The sequence below is a fragment of the Agromyces sp. Root81 genome (assembly GCF_001429165.1).
Taxonomy (GTDB): Bacteria; Actinomycetota; Actinomycetes; order Actinomycetales; family Microbacteriaceae; genus Agromyces.
This window is the reverse complement of record NZ_LMIR01000001.1, coordinates 641,379-658,451: the sequence shown is the minus strand read 5'-3', so window position 1 is coordinate 658,451 and position 17,073 is coordinate 641,379. Positions and strand designations below refer to the sequence as shown.

15 protein-coding genes are annotated in these 17,073 nt (G+C 69.7%); 6 read left to right on the top strand and 9 right to left on the bottom strand.

Features of this window, described 5'->3' with window-relative positions:
• Positions 1–129: 129 nt before the first annotated feature.
• Positions 130–1,038, bottom strand: a complete 909-nt coding sequence (locus ASE14_RS03200) for a heme A synthase (protein WP_235511067.1) — start codon at positions 1,036–1,038, stop codon at positions 130–132.
• 252 nt (positions 1,039–1,290) lie between these two features.
• On the opposite strand from ASE14_RS03200, the gene sufB reads away from it, so the two are divergent.
• The 5 genes from sufB to ASE14_RS03175 are packed head-to-tail and all read left to right on the top strand — an operon-like array spanning position 1,291 to position 5,406.
• On the top strand, positions 1,291–2,709 hold the full coding sequence (sufB, locus tag ASE14_RS03195; RefSeq protein WP_056650584.1) for a Fe-S cluster assembly protein SufB: 1,419 nt from the start codon (positions 1,291–1,293) through the stop codon (positions 2,707–2,709).
• Between the two features lie 14 nt (positions 2,710–2,723).
• Positions 2,724–3,893: a Fe-S cluster assembly protein SufD gene (gene sufD / locus ASE14_RS03190; RefSeq protein ID WP_235511066.1), complete on the top strand. Its 1,170-nt coding sequence runs from the start codon at positions 2,724–2,726 to the stop codon at positions 3,891–3,893.
• A 1-nt stretch (position 3,894) separates the two neighbouring features.
• Positions 3,895–4,221, top strand: coding sequence for a non-heme iron oxygenase ferredoxin subunit (locus tag ASE14_RS03185; RefSeq protein ID WP_056650583.1), 327 nt, complete (start codon positions 3,895–3,897; stop codon positions 4,219–4,221).
• Between the two features lie 52 nt (positions 4,222–4,273).
• On the top strand, positions 4,274–5,056 hold the full coding sequence (sufC, locus tag ASE14_RS03180) for a Fe-S cluster assembly ATPase SufC (RefSeq protein WP_056650582.1): 783 nt from the start codon (positions 4,274–4,276) through the stop codon (positions 5,054–5,056).
• 20 nt (positions 5,057–5,076) lie between these two features.
• Complete coding sequence (locus ASE14_RS03175) at positions 5,077–5,406, top strand: metal-sulfur cluster assembly factor (RefSeq protein ID WP_056650581.1); 330 nt, start codon at positions 5,077–5,079, stop codon at positions 5,404–5,406.
• Between the two features lie 96 nt (positions 5,407–5,502).
• Here ASE14_RS03175 and ASE14_RS03170 read toward each other — a convergent pair whose 3' ends face one another.
• On the bottom strand, positions 5,503–7,548 hold the full coding sequence (locus ASE14_RS03170) for a M3 family metallopeptidase (RefSeq protein ID WP_056650580.1): 2,046 nt from the start codon (positions 7,546–7,548) through the stop codon (positions 5,503–5,505).
• A gap of 53 nt (positions 7,549–7,601) precedes the next feature.
• Between ASE14_RS03170 and ASE14_RS03165 the strand changes: the two genes are divergently transcribed.
• Positions 7,602–8,429: a methyltransferase domain-containing protein gene (locus tag ASE14_RS03165; protein ID WP_056650579.1), complete on the top strand. Its 828-nt coding sequence runs from the start codon at positions 7,602–7,604 to the stop codon at positions 8,427–8,429.
• Positions 8,430–8,478: 49 nt separating this feature from the next.
• Here the strand turns inward: ASE14_RS03165 and ASE14_RS03160 are convergent, their stop codons facing one another.
• From ASE14_RS03160 to ASE14_RS03130, 7 genes are all read right to left on the bottom strand, one after another.
• Positions 8,479–8,703, bottom strand: a complete 225-nt coding sequence (locus tag ASE14_RS03160; RefSeq protein ID WP_056650577.1) for a hypothetical protein — start codon at positions 8,701–8,703, stop codon at positions 8,479–8,481.
• Positions 8,703–9,149, bottom strand: a complete 447-nt coding sequence (locus ASE14_RS03155) for a GNAT family N-acetyltransferase (RefSeq protein WP_056650576.1) — start codon at positions 9,147–9,149, stop codon at positions 8,703–8,705. The genes ASE14_RS03160 and ASE14_RS03155 overlap by 1 nt, the downstream gene beginning before the upstream one ends.
• Before the next feature lie 8 nt (positions 9,150–9,157).
• On the bottom strand, positions 9,158–11,740 hold the full coding sequence (gene valS, locus ASE14_RS03150) for a valine--tRNA ligase (protein WP_056650575.1): 2,583 nt from the start codon (positions 11,738–11,740) through the stop codon (positions 9,158–9,160).
• 126 nt (positions 11,741–11,866) lie between these two features.
• Entirely contained in the window at positions 11,867–13,543 is a 1,677-nt protein-coding gene (locus ASE14_RS03145) for an ABC transporter ATP-binding protein (RefSeq protein ID WP_056650574.1), read from the bottom strand.
• Entirely contained in the window at positions 13,540–14,415 is an 876-nt protein-coding gene (locus ASE14_RS03140; protein ID WP_056650573.1) for an ABC transporter permease, read from the bottom strand. Before ASE14_RS03140 ends, ASE14_RS03145 begins: the two co-directional genes overlap by 4 nt.
• Positions 14,412–15,395 (bottom strand): ABC transporter permease, encoded by a 984-nt coding sequence (locus tag ASE14_RS03135; protein WP_056650572.1) that lies wholly within the window; start codon positions 15,393–15,395, stop codon positions 14,412–14,414. Before ASE14_RS03135 ends, ASE14_RS03140 begins: the two co-directional genes overlap by 4 nt.
• Positions 15,373–17,034: an ABC transporter substrate-binding protein gene (locus tag ASE14_RS03130; protein ID WP_082600156.1), complete on the bottom strand. Its 1,662-nt coding sequence runs from the start codon at positions 17,032–17,034 to the stop codon at positions 15,373–15,375. Before ASE14_RS03130 ends, ASE14_RS03135 begins: the two co-directional genes overlap by 23 nt.
• Between the last annotated feature and the right edge of the window lie 39 nt (positions 17,035–17,073).

The following is a 17,073-nucleotide window of genomic DNA, read 5'->3' as shown; positions in this document are numbered from 1 at the left end:
CGGTGATCTGCGCCCGATCGGAGGGATCGGTCGAAGCGCGCCGTTCGGGTGCAGAATTCCGAAGCCGTGAGGCCTCCAGAAACCGTGGTGCCTCCCGAAGCCGTGAGGCCTCCCGAAGCTGTGGTGGCTTCAGCGAGCGGATGCCTCGGCGGCCGCGTCCTCGCCGGCCGCGACCCCGCTCGTCACCGGGCGCTTCAGCCGCATGATGACGATCGTCATCGCGGCGGCCGTCAGCGCCGCGAGCACCATGTGCACGCCGACCGCGAGGGCGGGCAGGCCGTTGCGCGCCTGGTAGAGGCCGACACCGACCTGCACGAGCTCGATCGCGAGCAGGGCGATCGACCAGCGCAGGGTCGGCAGGCGCAGCCGCCAGGCCGCGATGACGAGCACGAGGGTCAGCGCGAGCAGTGCGTAGCCCGGCCAGGCATGCACGTGCTCGAGGAACACGGAGTCGAAGCCGGTGCGGCCGGCCTCCGTGTCGCCCGAGTGCGGGCCCGAACCGGTGGTCAGCACGCCGAAGACGATGGAGATGAAGAGCACCGCGCTCGTGACGTGGGTGAGGCCCGCGTACCAGCCGGGCACCGCGGATTCGCGGGGACCGGCGGGGGAGTCCATGCGCGCGAGGAACGCCGCGGAGATGCAGACGAGGGCGAGCGACGAGACGTAGTGGAACCCGACGATGAACGGGTTCAGCCCGGTCCACACCGTGATGCCGCCGACGATGGCCTGCGCGACGATGCCGATGCCGACGAGGAACGAGAGCACGAAGAGGTCGCGGCGCTCGCGCCGGATGCGCCACACCAGCAGGAACACGATGAGCGCGATGATGCCCACCACACCGGTCATCAGGCGATTGCCGAACTCGATGAGCGAGTGGTAGGTCAGCTCGTCGGTCGGCACGAGGGATTCGGCCGTGCAGGTCGGCCAGGTCGGGCAGCCGAGACCGGAACCCGTCAGGCGCACCGCGCCGCCCGTCGCGATGATCGTGACCTGGGCGATGAACGAGGCCCAGGCGAAGAAGCGGAGAGTGCGGGTCACGCGGGTCGTTCCTGATCCGGATCGCGCTGTGATGGCACTGGGAGTCCTGCCCCGCGCCCGCCGCGACCCTATAGACTTGAGGGGTTGGTAGGCCCGCCGACCGCGCGAGATCGCGCGCCACGGGCCGCATACCATCTTAGGTTGGCACTAGCGCCACCGGGCACATCATCACCCACTCAACGAGCACCTCGACTCACGAGGGGAATGAGCCGGCCTGATAGCCGGTTTGCACGGGAGGAGAAGAGGGAGAGCATGACGGACGTACTGATCGACCGACCGGAACTCGAAGGGCTCGGTACCTACGAGTTCGGCTGGGCCGACTCCGACGCCGCGGGGGCCTCGGCCCGACGCGGCATCTCGCCGGAGGTGGTCGCCGACATCTCCGCGCTGAAGGCGGAGCCCGAATGGATGCTCCAGCGTCGCCAGCGCGCCCTGAAACTCTTCGAGCGCAAGCCCATGCCGACCTGGGGCGCCGACCTGTCGGAGATCGACTTCGACAACATCAAGTACTTCGTGCGGTCGACCGAGAAGCAGGCCCAGACCTGGGAAGACCTGCCCGACGACATCAAGAACACGTACGAGAAGCTCGGCATCCCCGAGGCCGAGCGCCAGCGCCTCGTCGCGGGCGTTGCGGCCCAGTACGAGTCCGAGGTGGTCTACCACCAGATCAATGAAGAGCTCGAGCGCCAGGGCGTCATCTTCATGGACACCGACACCGCGCTGAAGGAGCACCCCGAGTTCTTCGAGGAGTACTTCGGCACCGTGATCCCCGCGGGCGACAACAAGTTCGCGGCGCTCAACACGGCCGTGTGGTCGGGCGGTTCGTTCGTCTACGTGCCGAAGGGCGTGCACGTCGAGATCCCGCTGCAGGCCTACTTCCGCATCAACACCGAGAACATGGGCCAGTTCGAGCGCACGCTGATCATCGCCGATGAGGGCAGCTACGTGCACTACATCGAGGGCTGCACCGCGCCGATCTACAAGAGCGACTCGCTGCACTCGGCCGTCGTCGAGATCATCGTCAAGAAAGACGCCCGCGTTCGGTACACGACCATCCAGAACTGGTCGAACAACGTCTACAACCTCGTCACCAAGCGCGCCACGGCCGCCGAAGGCGCCACCATGGAGTGGGTCGACGGCAACATCGGCTCGAAGGTCACGATGAAGTACCCGTCGATCTTCCTGATGGGCGAGCACGCCAAGGGCGAGACGCTCTCGGTCGCATTCGCGGGCCCCGGTCAGCACCAGGACGCCGGCGCGAAGATGATCCACATGGCGCCGTACACGCAGTCGTCGATCGTCTCGAAGTCGATCGCACGCGGCGGTGGCCGAGCCGGCTACCGCGGCGAGGTGCGCATCGACGCGAACGCCCACCACTCGGCGAACAGCGTCGTCTGCGATGCACTGCTCGTCGACACGATCTCCCGCTCCGACACCTACCCGTCGATCGACATCCGCGTCGACGACGTGAAGCTCGGACACGAGGCCACGGTCTCGAAGGTCAGCGAGGAGCAGCTCTTCTACCTGATGAGCCGTGGCATCGACGAGACCGAGGCCATGTCGATGATCGTGCGCGGCTTCATCGAGCCGATCGCGCGCGAGCTCCCGATGGAATACGCGATGGAACTCAACAAGCTCATCGAGATGGGCATGGAAGGCAGCGTCGGCTAGGAATGACCGATCAGATGACCAGCACAGCTATGCCTACTGCCGGCCAGCACGGCCTCGTCGCGCACTCCGACGGCGCCTTCGTGCCCGTGCAGACCCGCTCCGAGCGGTTCCGCTCGGTGAACGTCGAGGACTTCGCGCCGGTCAGCGGCCGCGAGCACGAGTGGAAGCTCTCCCCGGTCGCCGCGTTCGCCGACCTCACGGGCGGCGAACTCGACGGTTCGCGACTGACGATCGAGACGACGGATGTCCCGGGCATCTCGTTCTCCTACATCCCGCGCGATGACGCCCGCGTCGGCACGGCGGGCACGCCCGAGGAGCGCGCGAGCGCCAACGCGTGGTCGACGTTCGAAGAGGCCCTTCTCGTCTCCGTCACCGGTGAAGACGAGAAGATCGCGGTCGTGACCCGCACCGCGCTCGGCGACACGCCGCGCGCCGCGCACACCGTCATCGAGGCCGCGCCGAACAGCCGCGGCTTCGTCGTGCTCGCCGGCACGGGCGCCGCCCGACTCAGCGAGAACGTCGAGATCCTCGTCGGCGCCGGGGCATCCCTCACCGTCGTCTCGCTGCAGGAGTGGGACGACGAGGCCGTGCACCTCTCGAGCCAGTTCGCCCGCCTCGGCCGCGACTCGTTCCTGAAGCACATCGTCGTCTCGCTCGGCGGCAAGGTCGTGCGGGTGAACCCGTCGACCCACCTCGCCGAGCAGGGCGCCGACATCGAGGCCCTCGGCCTGTACTTCGCCGATGCCGGTCAGCACCTCGAGCAGCAGGTCTACGTGCACCACGACGCACCGCACACCAAGAGCCGCGTGACCTACAAGGGCGCGCTGCAGGGCGCCGGTGCGCGCACCGTCTGGATCGGCGACGTGCTCATCGGCAACGCCGCGGTCGGCACCGACAGCTACGAGCAGAACCGCAACCTCGTGCTCACCGAAGGCACCCGTGCCGACTCCGTGCCGAACCTCGAGATCGAGACCGGCGACATCGAGGGCGCCGGGCACGCGAGTGCCACTGGCCGCTTCGACGACGAGCAGTTGTTCTACCTCATGGCACGCGGCATCCGCGAAGACGAGGCGCGTCGCCTCGTCGTGCGCGGCTTCCTCACCGACATCGTGCAGAAGATCGGCTCGGCCGACCTCGAAGCCCGCCTCACGGCGGCGATCGAGGCTGAACTGGAAGGTCGCTGACGTGACATCCGTGCGTGTGTGCGCCATCGACGATCTCGCCGTCAACGAAGCGTCGCGCTTCGTGCTCGAGGGCGTTCCCATCGCCGTCGTGAAAGACGCTGCAGGTGATGTCTTCGCCATCGGAGACACCTGCACGCATGGCGACATCTCGCTCGCAGAGGGCTTCGTGGAAGACGACACCCTCGAGTGCTGGGCGCACGGTTCCATGTTCTCCCTCAAGACGGGCAAGCCCTTGACGCTGCCCGCGTACGAGCCCGTCCCGGTCTACCAGGTCGAGCTCAAGGACGGCGACGTCCACATCGATCCCGCGGTCACCCTGACCGTCTGACACACCTTCTCCGGCCCGGAACGGCCGGCAACCGAAAGAGACCACTACGAACATGTCCGTTCTCGAGATCAAGAACCTCCACGTCAACGTCGAGACCGAGCAGGGCACGCGCGAGATCCTGCGCGGCGTCGACCTCGTCATCAACGAGGGCGAGATCCACGCGATCATGGGCCCGAACGGCTCCGGCAAGTCGACCCTCGCGTACACGATCGCCGGCCACCCCAAGTACCAGGTCGTCGAGGGCGAGATCCTCCTCGACGGCGAGAACGTGCTCGAGATGTCGGTCGACGAGCGTGCCCGCGCGGGCGTCTTCCTCGCGATGCAGTACCCCGTCGAGATCCCCGGCGTGACCGTCACCAACTTCCTCCGCACCGCCAAGACGGCGATCGACGGGGAGGCGCCTGCGATCCGCGGCTGGATCAAGGACGTCCGCGAGTCGATGTCGAACCTCAAGATGGACTCGGCGTTCGCCGAGCGCAACGTCAACGAGGGCTTCTCGGGCGGCGAGAAGAAGCGCAACGAGATCCTCCAGCTCGAGCTGCTGAAGCCGAAGTTCGCCGTGCTCGACGAGACCGACTCCGGTCTCGACGTCGACGCGCTGAAGATCGTCTCCGAGGGCGTCAACCGAGCCCACGCGAACACCGGCCTCGGCGTCCTCCTCATCACGCACTACACGCGCATCCTCCGCTACATCAAGCCCGACTTCGTGCACGTCTTCGTCGCGGGCAGGATCGCCGAGCAGGGCGGCGCCGAACTGGCCGACCGTCTTGAAGAAGAGGGCTACGACCGGTACCAGGTCGCGGAGTCCGCGGCCGAAGCGGTGCCGGCCGAATAGGCCGAGGGTAGAATCGCAGCATGGTCACCTCACTCGCGCCCGAGCGCTTCGATCAGGTCACCGAGGCGCTCAAAGACGTCATGGACCCCGAACTCGGGGTCAACATCGTCGACCTCGGCCTCATCTACGACCTCGGCTGGGACGACGAGAACGATGCGCTGGTCATCCACATGACGCTCACGAGCGCCGGATGCCCCCTCACCGACGTCATCGAGGAGCAGACCGCCGAGGCGCTCGACGGCACGGTCGACGCGTTCCGCATCAACTGGGTGTGGATGCCGCCGTGGGGCCCCGAACGCATCACCGACGACGGCCGCGACATGATGCGCGCCCTCGGATTCGCGATCTGACACCTCGCGATCCGCGCAATCGCGATCTCGCGATCTGACCGACCGCTTCGATCGACGGATGCCCCGTGCAGCATGCTGCACGGGGCATCCGTCGTCTCAGGCGAGGCCGCGCCGCTCGAGGAGCGCGGCGATGTCGGGTTCGCGCCCGAGGAGGCTGCGGATCGAGTCCCGCGGGTCGCGTGAGCCTCCCGGGGCGAGGATCTCGCGCCGGTAACGGTCGCCGTTCGCCCGGGTCGCGCCGCCGTTCGCCACGAACCACGCCATGATGTCGGCGCCGGGCACCTCGCTCCAGATGTACGAGTAGTACCCGGCGTCGTAACCGCCCGCGAACACGTGCGCGAAGTACGTGCTCGAATAGCGGGGCGGCACCAACGGGGCGTCGAGTCCGGCCGCAGCGAGGGCCCGGTGCTCGAAATCGGCGACGTCGGTCACTGCGGCGGCGTCTGCGGGGGAGAGGCGGTGCCACGCCTGATCGAGCACGGCCGCCGCGAGGTATTCGCTGGTGGCGAAGCCCTCGTTGAAGGTGCGCGACGCCAGCAGGCGATCGACGAGCTGCTGCGGCATCCGCTCGCCGGTCTCGTGGTGCACGGCGTACTCGCCGAGCACCTCGGGCCGGAGGACCCAGAGCTCGTTGACCTGGCTCGGCAGCTCGACGAAGTCGCGGTACACGTTCGTGCCCGACACCGAGGGGTGCACGACGTCGGAGAGCAGTCCGTGCAGTGCGTGCCCGAACTCGTGGAAGAGGGTCTCCGTCTCGTCGAGCGTGAGAAGCGTCGGCTCACCGTCGGCAGGCCGCGCGACGTTCATGTTGTTCACGACGACGGGGAGCGTTCCCTCGAGCGTCGACTGCTCGACGAGCGAGCTCATCCAGGCGCCGCCGCGCTTCGAATCGCGGGTATAGAGGTCGAGCAGGTACAGGCCGACCGCGGTGCCGTCCTCTTCGAACACCTCGAACACGCGCGTCTCGGGATGGTAGCCCACGAGGTCGGCGCGCTCGGCGAACGTCAGTCCGTAGAGCAGCGCCGCCGCACGGAAGACGCCGCGTGTCAGCACGCGATCGAACTCGAGGTACGGGCGCATCTCCTCGAGGTCGACGGCGTACCGTTCGCGCCGAACCGCCTCGCTCAGCAGCGCCCAGTCGGATGCCTCGACCGGCCGTCGGCCGCTCGCCGTCCCCTGCTCGGCGAGGGCGAGCGCTTCGCGCCCGGCGTTGGCCGTGGCGGCGGGCACGAGCCGATCGAGGAGTTCGGCGACGGCCTCGGGCGTGCCGGCGGTCTCATCGACGGTCACGGCCGCCGCATGACTGTCGAAGCCGAGGAGCCGGGCCCGATCTGCGCGGAGGCGGACGAGTTCGAGGAGCGCGGCTCGCGTGTCGTGGGCGCCGCCGCGGCATCCGCGTGCTCGCGACGCGGCGAGCAGGCGGTCGCGCACGTCATCGCGTTCGAGGGCGGCGAGTGCCGGTTGCCCGGTCGGCAGCACGAGCGTGATGAGCCACCCGTCGAGGCCGCGGGAGACGGCGGCCTCGCGCGCCGCCGAACGTCGACCGGCGTCGAGGCCGGCGAGCTCGTCGGGGTCGGTGAGGTGGAGTGCCAGCTCGTTCGTGTCGGCGAGGAGGCGCTGCTGGAAGTCGGTCGTGAGCTCGGAGATGCGGGTGTTCATGGCGGTGAGTTCGGCGCGTTCGGCGGCGCCGAGTGCGGCCCCGGCGAGCGTCGCCGTACGGTGGTGGCGCTCGAGCACCTGCGCCGACTCGGCGTCGAGGCCGAGCTCGTCGCGCGCAGCGTGCAGCTCGACCAGGCGGGCGTAGATGCGCGGATCGAGGAGGATCGCGTCGCGATGGGCCGCGAGGAGCGGCGCGAACTCGACCTCGAGGGCGTCGATCGCGGCGTCGCTGTCGGCGGAACTCGCGTTCTCGAAGACGGGCATGACCCGTCGGAGCAGCTCGCCGGAGCGCTCGAGGGCGACGATGGTGTTCTCGAAGGTCGGCGCCGAGGCATCCGTCGCGATCGCCTCCACCGCCCGTCGCTGCTCGTGCATGCCGAGTTCGATCGCCTCCCGGTAATGCTCGGGCCGGATGAGGGCGAAGAGGGGGAGCCGGTAGGGCAGCGGGCTCGGTTCGAGGAACGGGTTGGAGTGGTCGCTCATCCCTCCACCGTAGTTCGCTGTCACACGTCCGGGCATGAGCATAGGCTCGAAGCATGAGCACCGATCGCCCCGAGCCCGTCGTCCGCGACGCGTACACGCACGGCCATCACGAGAGCGTGCTGCGCACCCACGCGTGGCGCACGGTGGAGAACTCGGCGGCCTACCTCGTGCCCCACCTGCATGAAGGTGCGCGCGTGCTCGACGTCGGCAGCGGCCCCGGCACCATCACGATCGACCTCGCGCGTCGGGTGCGACCGGGCTCGGTCGTCGGCATCGATGCGGCCGCCGACGTGGTCACCAAGGCCACCGGTCTCGCGGCGAGCGAAGGCGTCGCGAACGTCGAGTTCGCGGTGGGCGACGCCTACGCGCTCGCGTTCGACGACGACGCCTTCGACGTCGTGCACGCCCATCAGGTGCTGCAGCACCTCGCCCGGCCCGTCGACGCCCTCCGCGAGTTCCGCAGGGTCGTGAAGCCGGGCGGTGTCGTCGCGGTGCGCGAGGTCGACTACGGCGGCGTCATCTGGAACCCGGCCTCACCGGGTCTCACGCGATGGCTGGAGCTCTACCACTCGGTGCACGAGTGGAACGGCGGCGAGCCCGATGCCGGGCGCCACCTGAAGAGCTGGGCGCGCGACGCGGGATTCACCGACATCGCCGCGACCGGCACGACGTGGGTGTTCGCCACCGACCTCGAACGCGAGTGGTGGGGCGGCGCCTGGGCCGAACGCGCCACGGAGTCTCAGTTCGCCGCGCACGCGATCGAGTCGGGTCACTCCGACATCGACGAGCTGCGCGGGATCGCCGACGCGTGGCGGGCGTGGGCCGCCGACGAAGACGGCTGGCTGCTCATGCCGCACGGCGAGATCATCGCGCGCGCGTAAAGGCGCGTGTCAGGGGCGCCGTTCGCGCGCGTCGACCGCGAACGAGCGGCTACCAGTCCTCGTCGGCGTCGTGCGCGTCCACGATCGTGTCGCGCACGACCGTGCCGTCGTCGAGCTCGGCGATCGGTCGGCCTTCGAGCCAGGTGAGCGTCCAGTGCCGGTTCGCGCCGTCACCGGTGAACGCCGTCTCGGCCGCCGCGATGCGCTCGCGCATCTCGGCCGGCACGCTGACCGGCGGCACGGAGCCGAACGCCCATCGCGTGCCGAGGCGCATCAGGCGTCCATCTCGTAGGTGACCCAGCTGGTGCGCTTCGCGAGCTGGTCGTAGACGCGCTGCGCCGGCGCATTGTCTTCGGCGGTGATCCAGCTGACGCCGCCCTGGCCGATCTCGGCGGCGCGAGCGTGCACGAACTCGATGAGCGATCGCCCGACGCCCGACCCGCGGGCGCCCTCGTCGACGTACAGGTCGTCGAGGAACATGCCGCGCGTCGCCGTCAGCGAGTTCGGCACCGCGCGGAAGTGGGCGAGCCCGACCGGGCGCCCTTCGTCGTCGACGGCGAGCGCAGCCTGCAGCGGCTCCGACTCGTCTCGGATCCAGTTCCAGACGATCAGCGCCTTGGCGTCGTCGAGTTCGGTCTCGTAGAAGCGGCAGTACGCCTCGAAGAGCGGCAGCCACCCGAAGAAGTCGTCGTCACCGGCCGATCGGATCTCGTAGCTCATGGTTCCCCCTATTCCGACGGCGCCTCGAAGACGACGTCGCGGACTTCGAACGACTCGGCTTCGACGAAGCCGAGCTCAGCGATGCGCCCCACCGCACGCAGATCTGATGCGACCGATTCCAGCAGCGGGATCGTCGCCGCCGGCGCCGCGATCGCAGCGCTCGTGACGGGCGTCTTCTGCGAGGCCTTCGCGTCGGTCTTGGCGCGACGGATGCCGGTCAGCGCGAGGCTCGCGAGTTCGAGCAGCTCGACGCCGGCCTCGCCGCGGGCCGCGAGGTCGTCGAGCGTCGGCCACGGTGCCACGTGCACCGAACCGTCGTGCGACCAGCGCCACGCCTCTTCGGTCGCGAACGGGATCACCGGCGCGAACAGGCGCAGCAGCACATCGAGCGCGGTCTTGAGCGCCGCGACCGCCGAGGCCTGCTCGGGGCTGGGCTCGCCGTAGGCGCGCTCCTTGACGAGTTCGAGGTAGTCGTCGCAGAACGTCCAGAAGAACGTCTCCGCGAGCTCGAGGGCGCGGGCGTGGTCGTAGGACTCGAGCGACCGGGTGGCGCGCTCGACGACCCCGGCGAGCTCGGCGAGCATGCTGCGGTCGACCGGCACGAGCACCGGGGCATCCGCTCGCCCGTCGAAGCCGAGGATGAACTTGGCCGCGTTCAGCACCTTGATGGCGAGGCGGCGGCCGATCTTGACCTGCGTCGGGTTCTGCGTGTCGAAGGCGGCGTCGGTGCCGAGGCGCGAGGACGCCGCCCAGTAGCGCACCGCGTCGGAACCGTGCTGGTCGAGGAGGCCGGCGGGCGTGACGACGTTGCCCTTCGACTTCGACATCTTCTTGCGATCGGGGTCGACGATGAAGCCCGAGATCGAGGCGTTCGCCCACGGCGCGACGCCGTGCTCGAGCTCGGAGCGGAGCGTGGTGGCGAAGAGCCAGGTGCGGATGATGTCCTGACCCTGCGGGCGCAGCGAGTACGGGAAGACGAGATCGAAGAGTTCGGGGTCGCGCTCCCAGCCGCCGGCGAGCTGCGGGGTCAGCGAGGAGGTCGCCCAGGTGTCGAGCACGTCGTGCTCGCCGATGAACCCGCCGGGCTCGCCGCGCTGCGACTCGTCGAAGCCGGGTGCGGGTGCCGATGACGGGTCGACCGGCAGCAGTTCGCGGGTCGCGACGATCGGCTCGTCGAACACAGGGTCGCCCGCGGCGTCGAGCGGGTACCAGACCGGGATCGGCACGCCGAAGAAGCGCTGGCGTGACACGAGCCAATCGCCCGAGAGGCCGCCGACCCAGTTCTCGTAGCGCACGCGCATGAAATCGGGGTGCCAGTCGATCTCGCGGCCGTGCGTGAGCAGCCGCTCGCGGAGCGCCTCGTCGCGGGCGCCGTTGCGGATGTACCACTGGCGCGTCGAGACGATCTCGAGGGGCTTGTCGCCCCGCTCGAAGAACTTGACCGGGTGCGTGATCGCCTTCGGGTCGGCGAGGAGGTCGCCCGAGTCGCGGAGGAGCTGCACCACGGCCTGCTTCGCCGAGAACGTCGTCTTGCCGGCCAGCTCGGCGAACGCCGCCTTGCCTGCCTCCGAGGTGATGGCGTCGGGTGCCTCGGCGATCACGCGGCCGTCGAAGCCGATGATCGCGCGGTTCGGCAGGTCGAGCTCGCGCCACCACACGACGTCGGTGATGTCGCCGAAGGTGCAGATCATCGCGATGCCGGTGCCCTTGTCCTTCTGGGCGAGGTGGTGCGCGACGACGGGCACCTCGACGCCGAAGACGGGCGTCGTGACGGTCGTGCCGAAGAGCGGCTGGTAGCGCTCGTCGTCGGGGTGGGCGACGAGGGCGACGCACGCGGGGATGAGCTCGGGGCGGCTCGTCTCGATCTCGATGACGCCGTCATCGGGGCGGTGGAACGAGACGCGGTGGTAGTGGCCCGGCTGCTCGCGGTCTTCGAGCTCGGCCTGCGCGACCGCGGTGCGGAACGTGATGTCCCAGAGGGTCGGCGCGAGCGCCTGGTAGGCCTCGCCGCGCTCGACGTTGCGGACGAAGGCGAGCTGCGACGCGAACAGCGACTCGTCGCCGATCGTGCGGTAGGTCTGGGTCCAGTCGACCGAGAGGCCGAGCTGGCGCCAGAGCGCCTCGAACTGCTGCTCGTCTTCGACGGTCAGCCGCTCGCACAGCTCGATGAAGTTGCGACGGCTGATCGGCACCTGGTCGGCGGCCTTCGTCGACTTGCCGTCGCCGCCCTCGAACGGCGGCACGAAGCCCTCGACGTAGGCGAGCGTGGGGTCGCAGCGCACGCCGTAGTAGTTCTGCACGCGGCGCTCGGTGGGCAGGCCGTTGTCGTCCCAGCCCATCGGGTAGAAGACGCTCTTGCCGCGCATGCGCTGGAAGCGCGCCACGACGTCGGTGTGCGTGTACGAGAAGACGTGACCGATGTGGAGCGAACCCGAGGCCGTCGGCGGCGGGGTGTCGATCGAGTAGATGCACTCGCGCGTCGCCGACGAGCGGTCGAACCGGTACGTGCCCTCGCGCTCCCAGGCGCCTCCCCAGACCGATTCGAGGCCTTCGAGAGCGGGCTTGTCGGGAATGCGCGCGGTGTCGGTCATGATGCTCCGGTTCGATATCGGCGGCACCGTGTCGGTGGTGAGGTGCCTGAATGTGCGACGATCCAGCCTACCGGAGAGCGCGCCGCGAGCCGGCTGGATGGCATCGGCGCGCCACGGCAGCCCGGTTCAGCGGGGGAGGCGCGGCGAATCGGCGACGAGCCGGGCGGTGTACGGATGCTCCGGGCGTGCGAACACCGCGTCGGCATCACCGGACTCGACGATCCGGCCGGCCTGCATGACCGCGACACGGTCGGCCATGTGGTGCACGACGCCGAGATCATGCGAGATGAACAGGAGGGCGAGTCCCCGTTGGCGCTGGATGTCGTCGAGCAGGTCGAGGATCTGCGCCTGGATCGTCACGTCGAGGGCGGAGACTGGTTCGTCGCAGATCAGGAGCTCGGGCGACCCGGCGAGGGCTCGGGCGATCGCCACGCGTTGCCGCTGGCCACCCGACAGCGTCAGGGGCCTCCTGCCTGCGACGGATGCCGCGAGCCCGACCTGGTCGAGGAGCGCGGCGACGACGGGAGCGGTGGGTCCGGCGGAGATGTCGTTCGTGCCCGCCTCCCGCGCACCGCGCACCGCATCGTCGAGCAGGCGTCCGACGTTCCATCGCGGGTCGAAGGAGCCGAGCGGGTCCTGATAGATCGCGCCGATCCGATGGCGCGTCGGGCGCCGGCGACGCTCGTCCAGTGCCGACCACTCCTCGCCGTCGAAGCTCACCGAGCCGCTGTCGGGCATCGTGAGGGCGAGGGCGAGGCGAGCGAGCGTCGTCTTGCCCGAGCCGGACTCGCCGACGAGGCCGAGCGTCTCACCGCGATGCAGCGAGAGCGAGACGTCGTCGACGGCGGTGAAGCGTCCGCCCGGCACGGTGAAGGTCTTCGTCAGGTGCGAGAGTTCGAGCAGCGGGGTCGCGACGATGGCGGGATCGTGTGCCGGATGCGGCGCCGAGGAGATCGTCGGCAGTGCACCCGGCGGCGTCGCCGCCCGCACTGGCGATGCGGACAGCCGGACTCCGCGAGGGACCTCGGCCGGCACCGCGGCGATGAGCGATCTCGTGTAGTCCTCCCGCGGCGACTCCAGCACCGCACCGGTCGGGCCCTGCTCGATGATCCGTCCCTCGCGCATGACGAGGATGCGGTCGGCCATACGCGACACGACGGCCAGGTCGTGGCTGATGAGCAGCACTCCCGTGCCGCGTTCGCGGATCTCGTCGAGCAGGGCGAGGATCCGCGCCTGCACGGTGACGTCGAGCGCAGTGGTCGGTTCGTCGGCGATGAGCAGCGGCGGATCGAGCGCGATGGCCGCGGCGATGAGCGCGCGCTGGCGAAGCCCGCCTGAGAGCTCGCCGGAACGCCGACGAACGGCACTCGCCGGGTCGGGCATGCCGACGTCGGCGAGGAGTTGCAGTACTCGGGCCCGGCGCTCGGACGCCGGAAGCCGCAGATGGATCCGGAGCGGGTCCTCGATCTCGCGGCCCACGGTGCGGAGCGGATCGAGCGAGCCGAGGGCATCCTGCAGGATGAGTCCCGCCCGCCGCCCACGTTCACGTCGCCACTCGCGTTCGCTCGCCGCGCCCAGATCGAGACCGCCGATGCGCAGTCGCTTCGCTGAAGTCCGCGAATCGGCGCCGGCCATGCCGAGTAGTGCACGCGCCGTCACCGACTTGCCCGAGCCGGATTCGCCGACGATCGCGACGCACTCGCCGGGCATGATCGTGAGGTCGAGGCCGTGCACGACCTCGGTACCGTCGAAACCGACGTGCAGCTGGGCGACCTCGAGCACCGGCGCGAGCGTGTTCGTCATCGCTCGCCCCGTCCGCGACGGGTGAGCGCGCGGCCGAGCACCGTCGTCGCGATGGTCGTGCCGACGATCATGAGCCCGGGGAACACCGTCATCCACCATGCGGTCGCGAGGTAGGTGCGGCCGGCGGCGAGCATCGCACCCCATTCCGCGGCCGGGGGCTGGGCGCCGAGCCCGAGATAGCTGAGGGCGGCGGCCCAGACGATCGCCTGCCCGATGCCGAGTGTCGCGAGCACGAAGATCGGGATGAGCGCGTTCGGCAGAACATGCCGAGCGAGGATGCGTGCGGGGGAGCGGCCGAGCACCCGCGCCGCTTCGACGTACTGCGATGAGCGGATCGAGACGAGCTGGCCACGGATGATCCGGGCGTAGCCCGGCGCCGTGGAGAGGCCGACCGCGACTGTCGCAGTGACGGGTCCGGGACCGTACACGACGATGACGAGCAGTGCGAGGAGGAGCCCGGGAAAGGCGAAGAGCACCTCGACGAGCCGGTTGACGCCGAAGTCGACGATCCGGCCGCCGAAGCTCGCCAGCACCCCGAGCACGAGCCCGAGCGCAAGGCCGATCGCGGTCGCAGCGACCCCGATGAGGAGCGAGGTGGCGGTGCCCGCGACGATGCGACTGTAGATGTCGCGACCCGATTCGTCGGTGCCGAACCAATGAGCGGGCGACGGCGACTGGAACGCGTCGACGGGGGAGATCGCGTTGGGATCCTGTGTCGCGACGAGTTCGGGCGCGACGGTCGCTGCGAGGAGGAAGAGCACGAACGCCCCCGCGACCAGGGTGCCGGTCCGCGGCATCCGACCTCTGCGGCGGGCGGGCGCATGCGCCGCAGCCGAGACCGCTGTGGCCTGTTGGAGTTCGAGATCGCTCATCGGCCCGACTCCTGGCGCAACCGAGGGTCGGCGATGCGCGCGGCGAGATCGGTCAGCACGGTCATGAGCACGTAGACGAGCGCGACCAGCAGCACCACTCCCGTGACGACCGGGATGTCCCGGAGCGTCACCGCCTGCAGCAGGGTGCGACCGAGCCCGGGCATCGCGAAGATCGTCTCGACGACGACCGCCCCCGAGAGCAGCCAGCCGAGTGCCCAGCCCGACAGGCTGATGGCAGGCAGGGATGCGTGCCGGATCGTGTGGCGCACGCGTAAGCCGGCGGCACTCTCGCCGCGGGCCCGGGCGGACATGACGAAGGGCTGCTGCATCGCGTCGAGGAGGCTGTCGCGCATGACCTGGGCCAGGAATCCCGCGAGCGGGATCGCGAGGGTCACGACGGGCAGCACGAACCCGGCGGGAGTGCCGGTCCCGACCGGTGGCAGCCAGTCCAGCGCCACGCTGAAGACCGCGATGAGCACGGCGGCGAGCCAGAAGTGCGGCAGCGCAGCGGCCGTGATCTCGATGCCCTCGCCGACGGCGCTCGCGATCCTGCCGCGCCCGGTCGACCAGATCGCGAGACCGAGCGCCAGAACCCATGCGAGCACCAGGGAGAGGGCGGAGAGGAGCAGCGTGCCGCCGAGCTGGGCCGCGAGCAGGTCGGCGACGGGGAGCTTGAGGGCGTACGACGTTCCGAGATCGCCCGTGAGCAGGCGACCGAGCATCGCGAAGTACTGCACGATGAGCGGCTGGTCGAGCCCGTAGTCGCTCCGGACTTGATCGAGCGCCTCCTGGGACGCCTGCGATCCTGGGCCGCCGAGGATCGCCTGCGCCGGATCGCCGGGGATCAGCCGGATCGCGAAGAAGGTCAGCGTGGCCACCGCCCACAGCACGAACACCGCGCCGGCCACGAGCAGGCCGGCGCGGCGAAGGGTCGCACCGCCGAAGGAGCGGCGCTGCTCAGTCGGCGAGCCAGGCGTCATAGAACGTCGGCGTCGAGACGGTCGGCATCGCGCGGGCCCCCTGTACGGACGTGCTGAGCAGGAAGCTGTTCTGCTGGTCGTACAGCGGCAGCAGGTAGTAACCGCCGAGGATCAACTGCTGGGCGCGTTCGTAGAGCTCGGCGCGGGAGCCGGCGTCGGTCGTCGACGCGGCATCGGTGAGGAGCGCGTCGACCTCGGGGTCGTCGAGCTGGGCGAGGTTCGCGAAGTACCCGCTCGGCGCGGGCGTGATGCTGTCGGAGTGGTACAGGATGCGCAGGACGTCTGGGCCGACCTTGGTGTAGGGGGCGCTCACGATCTCGTACTCGTGCGCCGCGAGCGCGCCGTACCAGCTCGAGAGGTCGAGGAGCTCGATCACGACGTCGAAGCCGGCTGCCCCGGCCGTCGCCTGGACCTGCTCGAAGAGCGACTGCTCGGCGGGGATCGACTGGTTCGTGCTCACCGGGAAGCGCAGCGTCAACCGCACGCCGTCCTTCACGCGATAGCCGTCGGCGTCGCGCTCCGTCCATCCGGCTTCATCGAGGAGCGCATTCGCCCGGTCGAGGTCGGGCTCGAACAGCGAGTCGTCGGAGTACGCGACGCCTTCGACCGAGGAGAGGGGCGAATACGACCGCTCCGCCGTGCCGAAGAAGAGCGCGTCGATGCCGTCGTCGACCTCGACCGCGCGGATGAACGCCTCACGCACGCGCTCATCGTCGAACGGGGCCTGACCCGAGTTGAGCTCGATGCGGTTCGCGGCGCCGGGGCGCGGTGCATCGAGCCAGGTGAGTGCGTCGTTCGACTTCGCGGCCGCGATGGTGTCGGGCTGGGGGTTGTCGATGACGTCGACCTGGCCGCCCTGCAGTGCCGCGTATCGCGATGCGGCGTCGGGGACGAAGCGCCAGTCGATCGCTTCGAGGTACGCCGGCCCCTCGTGCGCCGCGTCGGCGGGCGGGGAGGTGTAGTCATCGTTGCGCACGAGCGATACGCGATCCTGCTTTACCCACTCGTCGACGACGAAGGGGCCGGTGCCGATGGGCGCCTGGCAGTTCTCGTCCATGCCGCGGGCGAGACCGGCGGGGGATTCGATGGCGAGCCAGGGCTGGCTGAGGGACTCGAGCAGGGCGCTGTCGGGGGCGGTCATCACGAACCGGGCCACCTGGTCGCTGACGACTTCGACGCGGTCGACCTTGCCGAGCGCGAGGTAGCCCGTCGACGACTGGGTCGCCGGGTCCTTCAGATGTTCGACGTTGACCTTCACCGCCTCGGCGTCGAGCGGCGTCCCGTCGGTGAATGCGACGTCGTCTCGAAGGGTGAACTCCCAGGTGAGGCCGTCGGCGTCGGCCGTCCACGATTCCGCGAGCCAGGGGATGATCTCGCCCGAGTCGTCGCGCGAGACGAGGGATTCGAGGAACTGGCCGGCGAGCAGCGCCTGCGGGTAGTTGCCGCCGACGTGCGGGTCGAGGCAGGTCGGCTCGGCGTCGCCGCTCGCGTAGCTGAGCGTGCCGCCCGACACCGGTTCGCCGGATGCCTCGGGTGCGGGTGCCTGGCAGGCGGCGAGTGCGATCGTCGAGACGAGGGCGACGCCGGCGATGCCGAGCCTGCGCACGAGCGGGGAGGTGGTCACGGGTGCAGCACGCATCGAGGTCCTTGCGGTGGGGAGCTGGGGCGGGCTCGCATC

Coding starts and splice junctions, on each gene's coding strand:
- sufD (WP_235511066.1), top strand. CDS start 2,724: ATGACCAGCACAGCTATGCCTACTGCCGGCCAGCACGGCCTCGTCGCG.
- valS (WP_056650575.1), bottom strand. CDS start 11,740: ATGACCGACACCGCGCGCATTCCCGACAAGCCCGCTCTCGAAGGCCTC.
- sufC (WP_056650582.1), top strand. CDS start 4,274: ATGTCCGTTCTCGAGATCAAGAACCTCCACGTCAACGTCGAGACCGAG.
- ASE14_RS03165 (WP_056650579.1), top strand. CDS start 7,602: ATGAGCACCGATCGCCCCGAGCCCGTCGTCCGCGACGCGTACACGCAC.
- ASE14_RS03145 (WP_056650574.1), bottom strand. CDS start 13,543: ATGACGAACACGCTCGCGCCGGTGCTCGAGGTCGCCCAGCTGCACGTC.
- ASE14_RS03160 (WP_056650577.1), bottom strand. CDS start 8,703: ATGCGCCTCGGCACGCGATGGGCGTTCGGCTCCGTGCCGCCGGTCAGC.
- sufB (WP_056650584.1), top strand. CDS start 1,291: ATGACGGACGTACTGATCGACCGACCGGAACTCGAAGGGCTCGGTACC.
- ASE14_RS03170 (WP_056650580.1), bottom strand. CDS start 7,548: ATGAGCGACCACTCCAACCCGTTCCTCGAACCGAGCCCGCTGCCCTAC.
- ASE14_RS03140 (WP_056650573.1), bottom strand. CDS start 14,415: ATGAGCGATCTCGAACTCCAACAGGCCACAGCGGTCTCGGCTGCGGCG.
- ASE14_RS03155 (WP_056650576.1), bottom strand. CDS start 9,149: ATGAGCTACGAGATCCGATCGGCCGGTGACGACGACTTCTTCGGGTGG.
- ASE14_RS03175 (WP_056650581.1), top strand. CDS start 5,077: ATGGTCACCTCACTCGCGCCCGAGCGCTTCGATCAGGTCACCGAGGCG.
- ASE14_RS03135 (WP_056650572.1), bottom strand. CDS start 15,395: ATGACGCCTGGCTCGCCGACTGAGCAGCGCCGCTCCTTCGGCGGTGCG.
- ASE14_RS03130 (WP_082600156.1), bottom strand. CDS start 17,034: ATGCGTGCTGCACCCGTGACCACCTCCCCGCTCGTGCGCAGGCTCGGC.